Here is a 14234-nt window from a genome sequence, read left to right on the forward strand (position 1 = left end):
CAACACTTGAGACAACAATTAGCAAAGCGGGCACACGGAGTGCGGCGTCCGCGTGCCCGGAATGGCGGGCAGACTTACTTGCAGGTGACTTTCTTGACCGGCGCGTAGCCTTCCTTGGCGAGAATGCACTGGCCAACGTCGCTCTTGATCCAGTCCATGTACTTCTTGACATCGGCCTTTGGCTGGCCATCGGTGTACATGAACAGCGGCCGGGCAATCGGATAGGTGCCATCGAAAGCCGTATCCTCGGTCGGCTTGACGCAGGGCTTGCCCGCTGCCGGCGCGATGCAGAGCGCCTTGAGATGGTCCGTGGCATACGCCAGCCCGCTATAGCCGATGGCACAGGGGGTCTTCTCGACCAGGTCGGCAACGTCCTTGGATCCGTGCATGTCGAGCGTGCCCTGGCGGAACTTGCCTTTCTCACCGAGGACGGCTTCCTGGAAGTAGGCGTAGGTTCCCGAATTGTTCTGCCGGCTGACGACGACGATTTCGTTCTTGCAACCCGGGATGGTGATGCCGAGATCGCTCCATTTGGTCGCCCCGCCGTCACGCCCGTATATCTTCGCCAGGTCGGTGACGGTCATGGAATCGCCGGGAAAGTTCTTGTGCACAAAGATCGCCAGCGCGTCGTAGCCGACGATATGCTCGACGGGATTATGACCTTTGGCCTGCGCTTCCTTGATTTCCTTGTCTTTCATCTTGCGGCTGGAATTGGCGATGTCCACGGTGCCGTTGATCATCGCAGCGATGCCGGTGCCCGAACCACCTCCAGAGACGGCGACGGCAACGTTGGGGTTGATCTTTCCGTACTGCTCGGCCCAGGACTGGGCCACGTTGACCAGCGTGTCCGAGCCTTTGTTCTGGATTTCGGTTCTCGCGGACGCGGCACCGGACGCCAACGCCGTGGCCACCGCCACGCTGATATTCAATAACATCGATCTGGAAGTCATTCTGGGTTCTCCAAGGATGGGAAATTTTTTGAAGTCTATAGATGCAGATCAAAGACTTCCGGAATGGCGCAAGCAGCCGAAGCCAAAGATTATCAGAAAAAACTGGCCTGACAAGCCTTTGGCGACAGAACTTAATCAGAAAAAACTTCCTGAATACCAAGAAAAAACTCGTTGCATCGGCACCGGCACAGTTTTTTCCATTGGCATGCATAGCTCTTGTTTCGATTCATGCAATACAGATACATAACATGTAAAATATTGCTTTAATGCATTAGTTGTTGTAAAGTTAGATGCCAATTAGCTTTTTGTGTTCATGCGCATGACGGAGCAAAACAAACCAAATTGAGAGGCAAAATTTATTGAAGCCCATTCATCCATCACGGACTGCACTACCATCCCGCACCGGACTGAAGACCGATATAATGCGCCAGATAATCACCGCGCTTATTGTAATCACGGAAAACTAATCGTATGTTGTCATGGAGTTATGGAGTGCCCGGGCAAATCATCCGGACTTCTGGGAATTGCCCTGCTTCCGATACGGATCATGAATATGGCATCGTGCGGCAGGCGGCAGGAAGCAGTCGCCGGCTGAAGCGCTCGCCAATCTTCTCAATGACCGACGAACGGCTGTCAGAGCACGCGAGAGCGGATCGCCACACTAGCGGCAGGAATCAGCTCTTGACCAGGACAAATTCCAAACTGCGCCGGACCATGCTGTAGGCTGTAGCGCCGGCGATCCTGGGTAGTTGTGACGGTCTGCGCGAGGTCGCTTGGCGACGAGGCAAGAGCCAAGCACGCTGCCGGTGGGGCACTCCTGCCGCTGCTTCGCGTCACAGGCAGGAGCGCGCACGCATGACCCGGCCGAAGACCCCGCCGCGGTGGCTACTTGCGCAACAGGCGCATCCCGCGCTCCAGCCCGTTGAGCGTCAGCGGAAACATGCGGCCACCCATCAGGTTGTGGATCAGCGCGGTCGATTGCCGGTACTGCCAGGCGTGCTCCGACTCGGGGTTGAGCCAGATTGCGTGCGGCCAGGTGTCAGCAAGCCGCCGCAGCCAGGTGGCACCTGGCTCTTCATTGTTGTATTCGACGCTTCCCCACTGCTGCAGAAGCTCGTACGGGCTCATCGCCGCATCGCCGACGAAGATCATCCTGTAGTCATTGCCATATCTGTGCAGCACGTCGTGCGTGGCGATGCGTTCGCTGTGGCGGCGGCGGTTGTCCTTCCAGAGGAAGTCATAAACGCAGTTGTGGAAGTAATAGTGTTCGAGGTGCTTGAACTCGCTGCGGCACGCCGAGAACAGTTCTTCGCAAACGCGGATGTGATCGTCCATCGAACCGCCGACATCGAGGAACAGCAGCACCTTGACGGCATTGTGCCGCTCGGGCCGCAGCCGCAGATCGAGCCAGCCAGCGTTGCGCGCGGTCCCGGCGATGGTTCCTTCGAGGTCGAGTTCCTCGGGCGCACCCTGGCGGGCAAAGCGGCGCAGCAGCCGCAGCGCGACCTTGATGTTGCGGGTGCCAAGTTCGACGCTGTCGTCGAGGTTGCGATACTCGCGCTTTTCCCAGACCTTGACCGCCGAGCGGTTCTCGCTCTTGCCACCGACGTGGATTCCCTCGGGATGCGTGCCGCCGTGCCCGAATGGCGAGCTGCCGCCGCTGCCGATCCACTTGCTGCCGCCGGAGTGACGCTCCTTCTGCTCGGCCAGGCGCTGCTTGAAGGTCTCCATCAGCTTGTCCCAGCCGAGCTTTTCGAGCTTGGCGCGTTCGGCGTCGGTCAGATGTTTCTTCACCGCTTGCCGCAGCCACTCTTCGGGAATCAGGCACTCCATTCCCGGCAGCGCCTCGACCCCCTTGAAGTACTCGCCGAAGGCCCGGTCGAACTTGTCGAAGTTGGTCTCGTCCTTGACCAGGATCGCGCGCGCAAGCACGTAGAAGTCGTCCAGGCTGTGCTCGATGACGCGCTGCTGCAGGGCGTCGAGCAAGGCCAGGAACTCCTTGATCGACACCGGCAGGCGGTTTGCCTTGAGATGGAGAAAGAAGTCGATCAGCATCGTCGCATTCGTCCGCTATCGTTCAGCGTCGTTCAGTGGCATGCTTCTGCCTGTTGCCGCGTCGACCGCGGCGCGGTAGAACGCCGGGATCAAGGCGACCGTTCAGCGGTTCTGGCGGGCCATGAAAATCAGCCGCTCGAAAAGGTGAACGTCCTGCTCGTTCTTCAGCAGCGCGCCGTGCAGCGGCGGGATCGCGGTCTTGTGGTCCTTGCTGCGCAGTGCTTCGGGCGGAATGTCCTCGGCGAGCAGCAGCTTCAGCCAGTCGAGCAGCTCCGAGGTCGAGGGCTTCTTCTTCAATCCCGGGATCTCGCGCAGTTCGAAGAACACCTCCAGCGCCTCGCGCAACAAGGCCGGCTTCAAACCCGGGAAATGGACGTCGACTATGCGCCGCATCGTCTCCCGGTCCGGAAACTTGATGTAATGAAAGAAGCAGCGGCGCAGGAACGCGTCGGGTAGTTCCTTCTCGTTGTTCGAGGTGATGAACACCGCCGGCCGGTGGCGGGCGCGGATATTCTGGCGCGTCTCGTAGACGAAGAACTCCATCCGGTCGAGTTCGCGCAGCAGGTCGTTGGGGAACTCAATATCGGCCTTGTCGATTTCGTCGATCAGCACCACCGACGGCGTTTCGCACTCGAAGGCCTGCCACAGCACGCCCTGGACGATGTAGCTGCCGATGTCGGCAACCTTCGCCTCGCCGAGCTGCGAGTCGCGCAGCCGCGAGACGGCATCGTATTCGTACAAGCCCTGCTGCGCCTTGGTGGTCGACTTGATGTGCCACTGGAACAGCGGCCGGCCGAGGGCGGCGGCCACCTCTTCGGCGAGCATGGTCTTGCCGGTACCCGGCTCGCCCTTGATCAGCAGCGGCCGCTGCAAGGTGACCGCGGCGTTGACCGCGAGGGTCAGGTCACCGGTGGTCACGTACCTTTCGGAGCCGGAAAAACGCATGCGGATGTTCCCCTTCAAAGATCAGTCGATTCTACCCGCAAAGGTCTGCTGCCAGTGTCACAGCCACTGCCGGCTTGCTACCGAGACTCCACGGTCGACGCTGCGAGCACCCGGCAGCCGGTAGCAAGAAGCCCATTCCCCGCGGCAGGCGGGTTCGATCTCCAGCTGGGCATAGTGACTGAGAGCGCACGCGGCACTGTCGACATCTTTTACATCTGCCCGCACATACCAAACAAATGTTACATTAACTCCGCTAGTTATACACGTGGCACAAAAAATGCTTGGCACCGATCATCCCCGGCGTTTCACCGGCTTCTGCGCAGACGGCCTCAAGCCTGCAGCACGAACCTCACCGGCCCGCGCCGTGTTCAAGGATGCCTGGCGGGAGTGCGCTTGCACAACAGGTATTGGCAAGCGCAAATCCGCCCCCATGTTTCGGCTTCTAAATCGCATTCGTTTAAGGAGAGTTGAGAAAGGATCAGCAAACTTCGCATTATTCTTGCCCCCGCTCTGGCCTTGTCGACATCTTTGGCCCTTGCCGCACCGGTATCCTGGACCGACTGGACCACGTTGTCTGCTACCAGCCCTGGCGTTCTGGGCTCGCTGGTCGTCGGCTCGACCACCGTCGGCGTCACCTACAGCGGCGCCTACAGCTTCGCGCAAACCAGCGGCGGCACCAATTACTGGGTCGAGGGAAGCCCCGCCGCCTATACCGGGTCCGCACTGGTCGACAACGCGCCTCCGGCCGCCGACATCATCGCCCTCGATGCCGGCGGGCTCAAGACCATCACCTTCTCGCAAGCGGTCGTCGATCCCCTGATTGCGCTGGTCAGCTGGAATGGCAACACGGTCGACTTCGGCGTGCCCATCGAGATCCTGAGTTTCGGCCCGGGATACTGGGGTAGCGGAACGCCAGTCCTGAACGGCAGCGGCACCGGTTTCTTCGGCAGCGGCGAAGTTCACGGGGTGATCCGTCTGCCGGGTTCATACTCGTCTATTTCCTTCACCGATACCTCTGAAAACTGGCATGGCATTACCGTCGGCGTCGTGGGTTTGGCCGGCAACAATGTCCCTGAACCGGCGTCGCTTGCTCTACTGGGCATTGGTCTGGCCGGCCTGGGCGCCCTGCGCAGGTGCAGGACGGCCTGAGCAAAGCCACACGACGACACCCATATAGCCGGCCCCGCGAGGGCCGGTCTTCTTTTTCGCGGCGACACGACGTCGGCGCGTGCCTGTCCGCGGCCGCGGCGCCGGTCGGATGCTCGCCCGCTCGCCTTCCCCGCGAACGCGCCAACAACGGCAGAGCCGTATTTCACCTACCGGCTGCGCGCCGAACACAGTCGAGGTAGGCCGCCCCATCGATCGCCCCGCCATCGCGCTGGGCGCGCCAGATCGTCTCGCCCAGACACTCGATGATTGCATGTTCGGCGGCATGGACATCGAGACGCGCGCGCAGCGCCTGGTAGGCGGAAAGAATCCCGAACGGCTGGTCGATGCTGATCTGTTCGGCGACGGCGAGGTGCAGCGAAAGGTGGAGAAAGGGATTCATCTGGCCGCTCTCGGGCGTGAACTCCTGCTCCAGCGCCAGCGCCGGGTTCTCCAGCAGCGCGTGGTATTCGGGGTGTTCGACGATCAGATCGGCGGCGACGACCTCGGCACCTTCGAGAATCGAGCGCTCTCGATGCTTGCGCCAAGCCTCGCAGAAGAACTGGCGGACCTGCTCACGGCTGGGATTGAACATCGGCTCTCCGGGTGGTCATGCTGATCAAGGCGGTGACGACGGCGTTATGCAGCAGGCGATTGCCACCCGCCGCCCGTGGCGCGGTCTGTCCGGTGCCGTAGCTTCCGATCAACGGCAGACCGGGCAAGCGCTCGCGCAGACAGTCGAGTTCACGGTCCTGGCCGCTGTGGAAACAAGCGCCACGGCCGATGCACGAGAAGACTAGCGCGGCGACCGGGTCAGCGGCAACGCCAGCCAGGCGGGAAAGGGACTGGCGCATGTCGTCTTCGGCCGACTGCGGCACGCGCATCGCCCAGGCCAGGCCTTGCCCCGGCGTGGTCCGCTCGGCCAGGGTCAGCGACTTGTCGACATTGGCCGCAATGATCGCGATCGTGTGCCAGCTTTCGTCAGCCCCCTCGCCCCGGCCGTCGGTCACCACCGCGCGCAGCGAAGCCAAAGGGAGTTGCAGCGGGTCGCGGCAAGCTGCCGGCAGCGTGCCGGTCAGGCTGTCGAGCGCACTCTTGCCGCCCAGGCTGAACAGCTCGTGGTCCCGGCAGCTGTCGACCGGGAACGGACGACCGAGCAGTCGCCAGCCGCAGGAAACGCCGAGATCGACATGCGCCGCGCGCAGCCGCAGGCTGCATTCCCAAGCCAGACGACTGTGCTGCCAGGCAACAGGGTCGCGGCGGCCAAGACTGCCAGCAAAGCTGCCGCCGAAACGCCGCGGCGCCAAGTCCCGCCAGGCGCAGGGAAAGCTGCTGCCCGCGTAGCTCAAGAGGGGTTCGCTGCCCTGCTCGCTCTCGTCGCCAGCGTGATCGTCGTCACCCTCCGCGCCCCCCTGGCCGGCCGGAGCGGCAGGCTGCCGATGATCCAGCGACAGGCCGCCGGCAAAGACCATCACCGCTGCTGCCGGGCGGTCGAGTATCCAGCCGTGGTCGGTGAACACGCCGGCTGCGATACCTCCGGCGACCTCGGTGCACCGCGCCGCTCGTGCCACCGCGGTGACGGTCCGCTGCGCGTGCCGGGAAAAATCCGACGTCAAGAAAAGCAGCACGCTCGTGGCGTGGCTGGCGCCGGACTTTTCCAGCGCCTGCGCCAGCGCCTCCTTGGCCAGCCGCGGCAGCGGCTCGTTGCCCGCGGCCAGCGCGCTGCCGATGCTCATCCGGGCATCAGCCCGAAGGCCACGGTCTTTTCCGGGTAGGCACAAAGGTCGGCGATGCTGCAGCGCCAGCACTCCGGCTTGCGTGCGGTGCACACGTAACGCCCGTGCAGGATCAGCCAGTGATGCGCGGATTGCCGGAATTCCCCGGGAACCAGTTCGAGCAGCTCGCGTTCGACGGCCAGCGGCGTTGTGCCGACCGCCAGCCCGGTGCGCCTGGCGACCCGGAAGATATGCGTGTCGACAGCGATCGTCGCTTCGCCGAAGGCCGTGTTGAGGACCACATTGGCGGTCTTGCGGCCGACCCCGGGCAAGGCTTCGAGCGCCGAGCGCGAACGCGGCACATCGCCGCCGTGAAGTTCCAGCAGTTGCCGGCAGGTGGCGATGACGTTCCGGGCCTTGTTGCGGTACAGGCCGATCCGGTTGATGTAATCGCTCAGACGCTCCTCGCCCAGCGCCAGCATCGCCTGCGGCGTCGGAGCGTCGGCGAAGAGCTTCCTGGTCGCCAGGTTGACGCTCTTGTCGGTCGCCTGTGCGGACAGGATGACCGCAATCAGCAACTGAAAGTTGCTGGCGTACTCGAGCTCGGTGGTCGGTTGCGGATTGGCCGAGCGCAGCCGTGCGAAGAGTTCATGACACTGGCTGCGGTTCATTCGGGTCAATTCTCCGACGATTCCGGTAACACTCAGACACCGTCGGCCAGTGCCGCCGGCGAGGCCCGATCGGACGGCGAATCCGCTCGGGAATCGGGGCGGCGCGCAGCGGCGCGCGCTTCAACCCAGTTCTTCCAGGCGATCAGGCAGCCAAGCAGGATGAAGGCGCCGGGCGGCAGCATCGCAAGCAGGAGGCCGGGATAGTCCGCGGGCAGCAATTTCAGTCCCTGCAGCGCCGGAAAGACCATGTCGACACCCGAAAAGAGCGTGCCGGCGCCGATCAGTTCGCGCAAGCCGCCGAGCAGGGCCAGCGTCCACAGCATCCCGACGCCCATGAAAACGCCGTCGAGCAGCGACTGCAAGGGTCGATTCTTGTTGGCGAAGGCTTCGACACGCGCCAGGACGATACAGTTGGTGACGATCAGCGGAATGAAAATCCCGAGCACCAGATACAGCTCGTGGAAGTAGGCATTGAACACTAGATCGACGACGGTCACCAGCGCGGCGACGATCAGGATGAAGACCGGGATGCGAATCTCGTGCGGAATCAGATTGCGCAGCGCGGAGACCGCGACGTTGGCCACCGCCATGACGATGATCGTCGCCAGCGAGAGCATCACGCCATTGACCAGCGTGGTGGTCACCGCCAGCAGCGGACACAGGCCGAGGATTTGGATCAGGCTGGAGTTCTGGTGCCAGACCCCGTTGTCCATGATCTGGCGGAATTCGTCGCGGTTGATCACTGGCTCCCTCGCGGATCGGATGAAAAGAGTTGCTGGCGGTTCTCGGCGACGTACTGCAACGCCCGGTGCACCGCCTTGATCACCGCGCGCGGGGTAACCGTCGCGCCGGCGACCGCGTCGAAGCGCCCCTGGTCCTTCCTGACCCGCCATTCGCTATCGGCCACGCTGGCCAGCGACAGCCCGTCGAACTGCCTGATCCACGGGCGCTCCTTGTTCTTGTCCTTGCGCGGGTCGATGTAGTCGCCGAGTCCGGGCGTCTCCTTGTGCTGGGTGACGCGGACCCCGAGCAGGATACCGTCGGCGGCGACCGCAATCAACAGCCGGATCTTGCCGGAATAGCCGTCCGGGGCGACGGCTTCGAAAACCAGCGCGCTGGCGACGCCAGCCTGGCGCGCCAGATAGGCGGTCGACGGCTCGTCAAGCCCCAGCGCGGCGCTCGGCGCCAACTGCCGGCTGTCGTTGAGCAGGTCGTTATCGAACACGGCCCCGGGCAGCACCTCGCCGATCAGTTTCATCTTTTCGGCCGCCGCCGCTGCCTCGATCGCCTGCTGCGTCCACAGGTGAGCGGCAGCCAGAAGGCTGGTAAACGCGACCACGAAGACGAACAGGACGATCGCCGTACGGACCGCCATCTGTGGCGCGCTGATGGTCTTGACGGGTGGCGTCATGGCTCGTTCTTGAGGCCGAAAATCGGCGGCTGCGAGTACATGTCGATCAGCGGCACGCCGAGATTCATCAGCAGGACGGCGAAGGCAACGCCGTCCGGAAAGCCGCCGAAGACCCGGATGGTGTAGGCGATCAGACCGGCCAGCAAGCCGAAAATCAGTTTGCCCTTCGGCGTCGTGCAGCCGGAAACCGGGTCGGTGACGATGAAGAAAGCACCGAGCATGGCTCCGCCGGAAAACAGATGGAACAGCGGATCGGCGAACTGCTGCGGATTCCACGCCCACAGCGCACCAGCCAGCAGAGCCAGGCCGGCGATGAAACCGAGCGGCGCATGCCAGGTGATCAGCCTGCGCTGCCACAACCACAGGCCGCCCAGCAGGTAGCCACCGGCGACCCACTCCCAGTCACGACCGGCGAAATAACCGAAAACGTCCTGTGTCGCCAGCAGCGTCGGCACCTCGACCTTGCCCTCGCCCAGCTTGAGTGCGGTCTTGAGTGCGTCGAGCGGCGTCGCACCGCTCATCGCGTCGATCCGCGGCAGCACACCGGCAATGATCTGGAACTGCTCGAGCAAGCTCAGCTTCAGACCAGGCATCGGCCACTGCGACATCAAGGCCGGAAAGGAGATGATGCACGCGGCGAAGGCGACCATCGCCGGATTGAAGGGGTTCTGGCCGAGGCCGCCGTACAGATGCTTGGCGACGACGATGGCCAGCAGGGTGCCGACGACGATCAGCCACCATGGCGCCAGCGGCGGGAAACTCAGGGCGATCAACCAGGCGGTGACGATGGCACTGCCATCGCTTAGGAACAGTGCCAGCGGCTTGCGCCGCAGGGCGAGCATCAGCGCTTCGCCGGCCAGTGCGGCGACCGTGGCGATAGCCAGTTGCACGACGATCCCCGGGCCGATCAGCCAGACGTAGGCAGCGACGCCTGGCAGCAGCGCCAGCAGCACCTGCAGCATGACGCGGCGCACGCTGCTGCGCTCTACAAGCAGGTAAGGGGGGGTGGTGAAGTCCATCAGTCAGCCGTACGCCTCGCCGTCCCCGGCGTTTTCAGTGTTCTCTCGGGGCCGGGCCGATCTGCGGTCGTCGCGTCCTGTTCTGCCCGCAGGGCCGCCCTTCGCGCATCGACCGCGGCAAGCTGTCGCTTCTGCTCGGCGGTCAGTTGCTCGGTGTTTCGCGGCTGCACGGCCGTGCGCTGCGCGCGAGCACGTTCCATCGCCGCGACGATGGTCGCCTTCTTGACCTCGTCGGCATCGAGCGCGGGCGCCGCCGGTTGCGCTTCCGAGGTGACGACCGCGTCGCTGCCCGCTGCGGGCGCCACCGGCACCGACTGCTCGGCAGTCACCACGACTGCTCTGGTGGCCGAGCTTGCGGCAAGGCTGGTCGCTGGGGCGGCGGCGGGAGCGGCAGGAGCGATGACCGGCGGCGCCTTCTTCTCGGCGGCCCTGGCCGCCGCCGCGCGCGCCAGCCGCCCGGCTTTCTCGGCCTGCTCGCGCTCTTCGCGCGCATTGCGCAACTCGAAGCGTGCCTTGGCCGCGTCGGCGGCGTTCTTCTCGCGCTCGCGCGACCAGATTTCGCTCTTGGCGAAACGAAAATACTGCACCAGCGGAATGTGTGAGGGGCAGACGTAGCTGCAGCAGCCGCACTCGATACAGTCGAAGATGTGGTACTCCTGGGTCTTGCCGAAGTTTCGCGCGCGCGCGAACCAGTACAACTCGAAGGGTTGCAGCTCGTGCGGGCAGACCTCGGCGCAGGCGCCGCAGCGAATGCACGGCATCTCGGGCGGGCTCGGCGGGAACATCGTCGGCGACCCGGCGATGACGCAGTTGGTCGCCTTGACCACCGGCGCGTCGAGACCGGGAAGCTCGAAGCCCATCATCGGCCCACCCATCAGGTAGCGGCTGGTGTCGGCTTTCGGTCGACCAAGGGCGACCAGGTCGCGCAGCGGCGTGCCGATCCGCACCTCCCAGTTGCGCGGCTCTTCGAGATTGCCGGTCAGGGTCACGACGCGCGCGATCACCGGCTCACCGAAGGCCAGTGCACGGTAGGCGGTGTACACCGTGGCGACGTTGAAACACTGCACGCCAAGGTCGGTCGAGCGCTTGCTGGCCGGCACTTCCTTGCCGGTCAACACGCGGATCAGCTGTTTGGCGCCGCCTGCCGGATAGCGTGTCGGAACGGCGACGACCTGGTAATCCTCGCCGACCTGCTGCACCGCCCGCCGCATCGCGGCGACGGCTTCCGGCTTGTTGTCCTCGATGCCGATCAGTACCCGCCGAGCCGCCAGCAGCTCGCGGAAGATGGCGATCCCGCGGACGATCTCTTCGCCACGCTCACGCATCAGCAGGTCGTCGCAGCTCATGTACGGCTCGCACTCGGCGCCGTTGATCACCAGTTCGTCCACCGGAACCGACCGGGCGGCGGTGAGCTTGGCGTGACTCGGAAAGACGGCGCCACCGAGGCCGACGACGCCGGCGTCGCGCAGCAATTCGCGCACCCGCTCGGGCGCCAGGGCGCGGTAGTCGAAGGGGGTGCGGACAATCCACTCGTCGCGCCCGTCGGGCTCTATGGTCACCGTCAGCGTCGTCAGGCCCGATGGATGCGCGGCAAGGTGTTCCCCGACGGCCAGCACGGTTCCCGAAGTAGGCGCATGCACGGCTGCCGACATCCATCCGTCCGCGCCGCCGATCAACTGCCCTTTCAGGACCTGCTCGCCGGCTTCGACCAGCGGGTTCGGCACTCCGCCGATGTTCTGGTGCAAGGGCACGTACAGCCGCGCCGGCAGCGGCGCCTGCGCAATCGGCTGCTGCACCGAAGGCGCCTTGTGGGTCGGCGGTTTGACTCCACCTCTGAAGCGGAACAATCGCTGGAGCATTCCGGTCGCCTCAGGCGGCACGCTTGATTTCGATCACCGGGTACTTCCACTTCCAGTTGTCGAGATTCTCGGCGATCGGCTGCATCACGATGCACTCGACCGGACACGGCTGGACGCACAGCTCGCAACCGGTGCATAGCGAGTCGATGACGGTGTGCATCTGTTTGGCGGCACCGATGATGGCGTCGACCGGACACGCCTGGATGCAAAGAGTGCAGCCGATGCAGGTCTGTTCGTCGATGATCGCCACCTGTTTCGGCTTCTCCTCGGCTTCCAGCGGCTTGACTTCGCGGCCGAGCAGGTCGGCCAGCTTGCGCACGCCATCCATTCCGCCCGGCGGGCACAGGTTGATGTCCGCTTCGCCGGCCGAAATCGCCGTCGCGTACGGTTTGCAGCCAGGGTAGCCGCACTGCCCGCACTGCGTCTGCGGCAGGATCGCTTCAATCTTCTCGACCAGCGGATCGCCCTCGACCTTGAACTTGATCGAGGCATAACCGAGCGCCGCGCCCAGGACAACGGCGCCCAGAGCCATGATCGCGATAGTAATGATCATCAGCTGGCGACAGTCACTGGTAGCGGTCCAGCCCGGCGAAACCCATGAAGGCCAGGCTCATCAAGCCCGCGGTGATCATCGCGATGGCCGTTCCCCGAAAATGAACGGGCACATCGGCGCCCTCGACGCGTTCGCGGATCCCGGCAAAGAGCACCAGCACCAGCGAAAAGCCGACAGCACTGCCGGCGCCAAAGAGCAGCGACTCGACGAAGTCGTGCTGGTTGGCGATGTTCAGCAGCGGCACGCCGAGAACCGCGCAATTGGTAGTGATCAACGGCAGGTAAATGCCCAGCACCTGGTGCAGCACAGGGCTGGTTTTCTGGATCACCATCTCGGTCAACTGAACGATGGCGGCGATGGTGACGATGAACGACAGCGTCCGCAGGTATTCGAGGCCGAACGGCATCAACAGATAATGGTCGATGATGTAGCTGGCACCGGTGGCGACGGTGAGCACGAAAGTGGTCGCCGCCCCCATCCCGAAGGCCGTCTCCAGTTTCCTGGAGACGCCCATGAACGGGCACAGGCCCAGGATCTTCACCAGGACGACGTTATTGACGAGCACCGCCCCGACGATGATGAACAGGTAGTGGGTCATGATTTGCGTAAGCGGTAGGCAGCCCGGTCCGGGGCGCCGCGATTATCTCGTGTCAAATGCGTGCGTTCAACCACGTTGTCAGTAACACCTTCCGGTTTCGGCAGCAAGGACTTCCGGATCAGGGTGCGCGCAGTGCGGCGATCGCCGCCGCCGCCTCGGCGACGAGTTCCGGACCACGGTAGATGAAACCCGAGTAGAACTGCACCAGGCTGGCGCCGGCAACGATCTTGGCGGCTGCATCGGCACCGTTCATGACGCCGCCGACACCAATGATCGGCACTTCGCCGGCCAGCGCAGTGGCCAGCTTGCCGACCACCGCGGTGGACAGCGCCAGCAAAGGAGCACCGGACAGCCCACCCGCCTGCTCAGCACCTCGCAGCCCCTCGACCCCGGCCCGCGAGAGCGTGGTGTTGGTGGCGATGACTCCGTCCATGCGGTGCTGGCGGAGCAGGTCGGCAATCGCCTGGATCTGCCGATCTTCGAGGTCCGGGGCGATTTTCAGCGCCAGCGGCACGTACTTGCCGTGTTGGTCGGCAAGCCGCGCCTGTGCGTCCTTCAGGCCGCCGAGCAGCGCGTCGAGCGCGTCGTCCTGTTGCAGGTCGCGCAGGTTCTTCGTGTTCGGGCTGGAGATATTGACCGCCACGTAACTTGCCGCCGCGTAGACGCGTTCGAGGCAGAACAGGTAGTCGCTTGCCGCCTCGTTGATCGGCGTATCGAAATTCTTGCCGATATTGATCCCCAGGACGCCGCCCCAGCGGACGAATTTGGCGGCTGCAACGTTGGCCAGCAGCCTTTCGACGCCGTCATTGTTGAAACCCATGCGGTTGACGATCGCCTGCCTTTCCGGGATGCGGAACAGACGTGGCCGCGGATTGCCGGGCTGCGGCCGCGGCGTGACCGTTCCGACCTCGATGAAACCGAAACCCAACGCCGCCAGGGCATCGATGTGCTCACCATTCTTGTCCAGTCCGGCTGCCAGACCGACCGCATTGGGAAAATCGAGCCCCATCACCTGCACCGGCTGCGGCGGTACCGAACGCGCCAGCAGGCAGGACACGCCAGCGGCATTGACGAAGTCGACGCCAGCCATCCCGATGCCGTGTGCGGTCTCGGCGTCGAGGGCGAAGAAGAACTTGCGAAGTAGCGGATAGATCATCGGATGATTTTACCGCATTGCAGCATGTGGCGCTTGACGAGGGGGTCGATTCGGCTCCCTCCGCGACGCGGGCATCCCGCCCGGCGACACTGCCACTACGCGATGCGACATAACTCCACCAGCCATGGTCACTCTAGCACCAATCGATCCGGCGCC

At 63.9% G+C, this 14234-nt stretch carries 14 protein-coding genes; 1 reads left to right on the top strand and 13 read right to left on the bottom strand.

Annotated features, from left to right (window positions below; all coding sequences use genetic code 11):
• Positions 1-74: 74 nt before the first annotated feature.
• From Q1L50_RS17705 to Q1L50_RS17715, 3 genes are all read right to left on the bottom strand, one after another.
• A complete protein-coding gene (locus Q1L50_RS17705; protein ID WP_366145261.1) occupies positions 75-950 on the bottom strand; it encodes a phosphate ABC transporter substrate-binding protein in 876 nt (291 codons plus the stop codon).
• Between the two features lie 885 nt (positions 951-1835).
• Complete coding sequence (locus tag Q1L50_RS17710) at positions 1836-3005, bottom strand: VWA domain-containing protein (RefSeq protein ID WP_300341357.1); 1170 nt, start codon at positions 3003-3005, stop codon at positions 1836-1838.
• Positions 3006-3107: 102 nt separating this feature from the next.
• Positions 3108-3950, bottom strand: coding sequence for a MoxR family ATPase (locus Q1L50_RS17715; RefSeq protein ID WP_300341359.1), 843 nt, complete (start codon positions 3948-3950; stop codon positions 3108-3110).
• 1047 nt (positions 3951-4997) lie between these two features.
• Between Q1L50_RS17715 and Q1L50_RS17720 the strand changes: the two genes are divergently transcribed.
• Positions 4998-5099: a PEP-CTERM sorting domain-containing protein gene (locus Q1L50_RS17720; RefSeq protein WP_300341407.1), complete on the top strand. Its 102-nt coding sequence runs from the start codon at positions 4998-5000 to the stop codon at positions 5097-5099.
• 163 nt (positions 5100-5262) lie between these two features.
• On the opposite strand, the gene Q1L50_RS17725 is transcribed toward Q1L50_RS17720, so the two are convergent.
• From Q1L50_RS17725 to Q1L50_RS17770, 10 genes are all read right to left on the bottom strand, one after another.
• Entirely contained in the window at positions 5263-5691 is a 429-nt protein-coding gene (locus Q1L50_RS17725; protein ID WP_300341361.1) for a DUF1841 family protein, read from the bottom strand.
• On the bottom strand, positions 5672-6832 hold the full coding sequence (locus tag Q1L50_RS17730) for an FIST C-terminal domain-containing protein (protein ID WP_300341363.1): 1161 nt from the start codon (positions 6830-6832) through the stop codon (positions 5672-5674). Before Q1L50_RS17730 ends, Q1L50_RS17725 begins: the two co-directional genes overlap by 20 nt.
• Positions 6829-7482 (bottom strand): endonuclease III, encoded by a 654-nt coding sequence (gene nth, locus Q1L50_RS17735; protein WP_300341364.1) that lies wholly within the window; start codon positions 7480-7482, stop codon positions 6829-6831. Before nth ends, Q1L50_RS17730 begins: the two co-directional genes overlap by 4 nt.
• 32 nt (positions 7483-7514) lie before the next feature.
• Complete coding sequence (locus Q1L50_RS17740; protein WP_300341409.1) at positions 7515-8222, bottom strand: electron transport complex subunit E; 708 nt, start codon at positions 8220-8222, stop codon at positions 7515-7517.
• On the bottom strand, positions 8222-8893 hold the full coding sequence (rsxG, locus tag Q1L50_RS17745) for an electron transport complex subunit RsxG (RefSeq protein ID WP_300341366.1): 672 nt from the start codon (positions 8891-8893) through the stop codon (positions 8222-8224). Before rsxG ends, Q1L50_RS17740 begins: the two co-directional genes overlap by 1 nt.
• The gene (locus Q1L50_RS17750) at positions 8890-9912 is read right to left on the bottom strand and encodes an RnfABCDGE type electron transport complex subunit D (RefSeq protein WP_300341368.1); all 1023 of its coding nucleotides are present in this window, start codon (positions 9910-9912) and stop codon (positions 8890-8892) included. Before Q1L50_RS17750 ends, rsxG begins: the two co-directional genes overlap by 4 nt.
• Positions 9912-11771 carry an electron transport complex subunit RsxC gene (gene rsxC / locus Q1L50_RS17755; RefSeq protein ID WP_300341370.1) on the bottom strand — a complete coding sequence of 620 codons (1860 nt, stop codon included), beginning with the start codon at positions 11769-11771 and terminating at the stop codon, positions 9912-9914. Before rsxC ends, Q1L50_RS17750 begins: the two co-directional genes overlap by 1 nt.
• A 10-nt stretch (positions 11772-11781) precedes the next feature.
• Positions 11782-12324, bottom strand: a complete 543-nt coding sequence (gene rsxB, locus Q1L50_RS17760) for an electron transport complex subunit RsxB (RefSeq protein WP_300341372.1) — start codon at positions 12322-12324, stop codon at positions 11782-11784.
• A 13-nt stretch (positions 12325-12337) separates the two neighbouring features.
• On the bottom strand, positions 12338-12922 hold the full coding sequence (rsxA, locus tag Q1L50_RS17765; RefSeq protein ID WP_300341374.1) for an electron transport complex subunit RsxA: 585 nt from the start codon (positions 12920-12922) through the stop codon (positions 12338-12340).
• A gap of 118 nt (positions 12923-13040) precedes the next feature.
• Positions 13041-14078 carry a quinone-dependent dihydroorotate dehydrogenase gene (locus Q1L50_RS17770; RefSeq protein WP_300341376.1) on the bottom strand — a complete coding sequence of 346 codons (1038 nt, stop codon included), beginning with the start codon at positions 14076-14078 and terminating at the stop codon, positions 13041-13043.
• Positions 14079-14234: the final 156 nt, after the last annotated feature.

It is taken from the genome of Accumulibacter sp., from assembly GCF_029255145.1.
Taxonomy (GTDB): Bacteria; Pseudomonadota; Gammaproteobacteria; order Burkholderiales; family Rhodocyclaceae; genus Accumulibacter.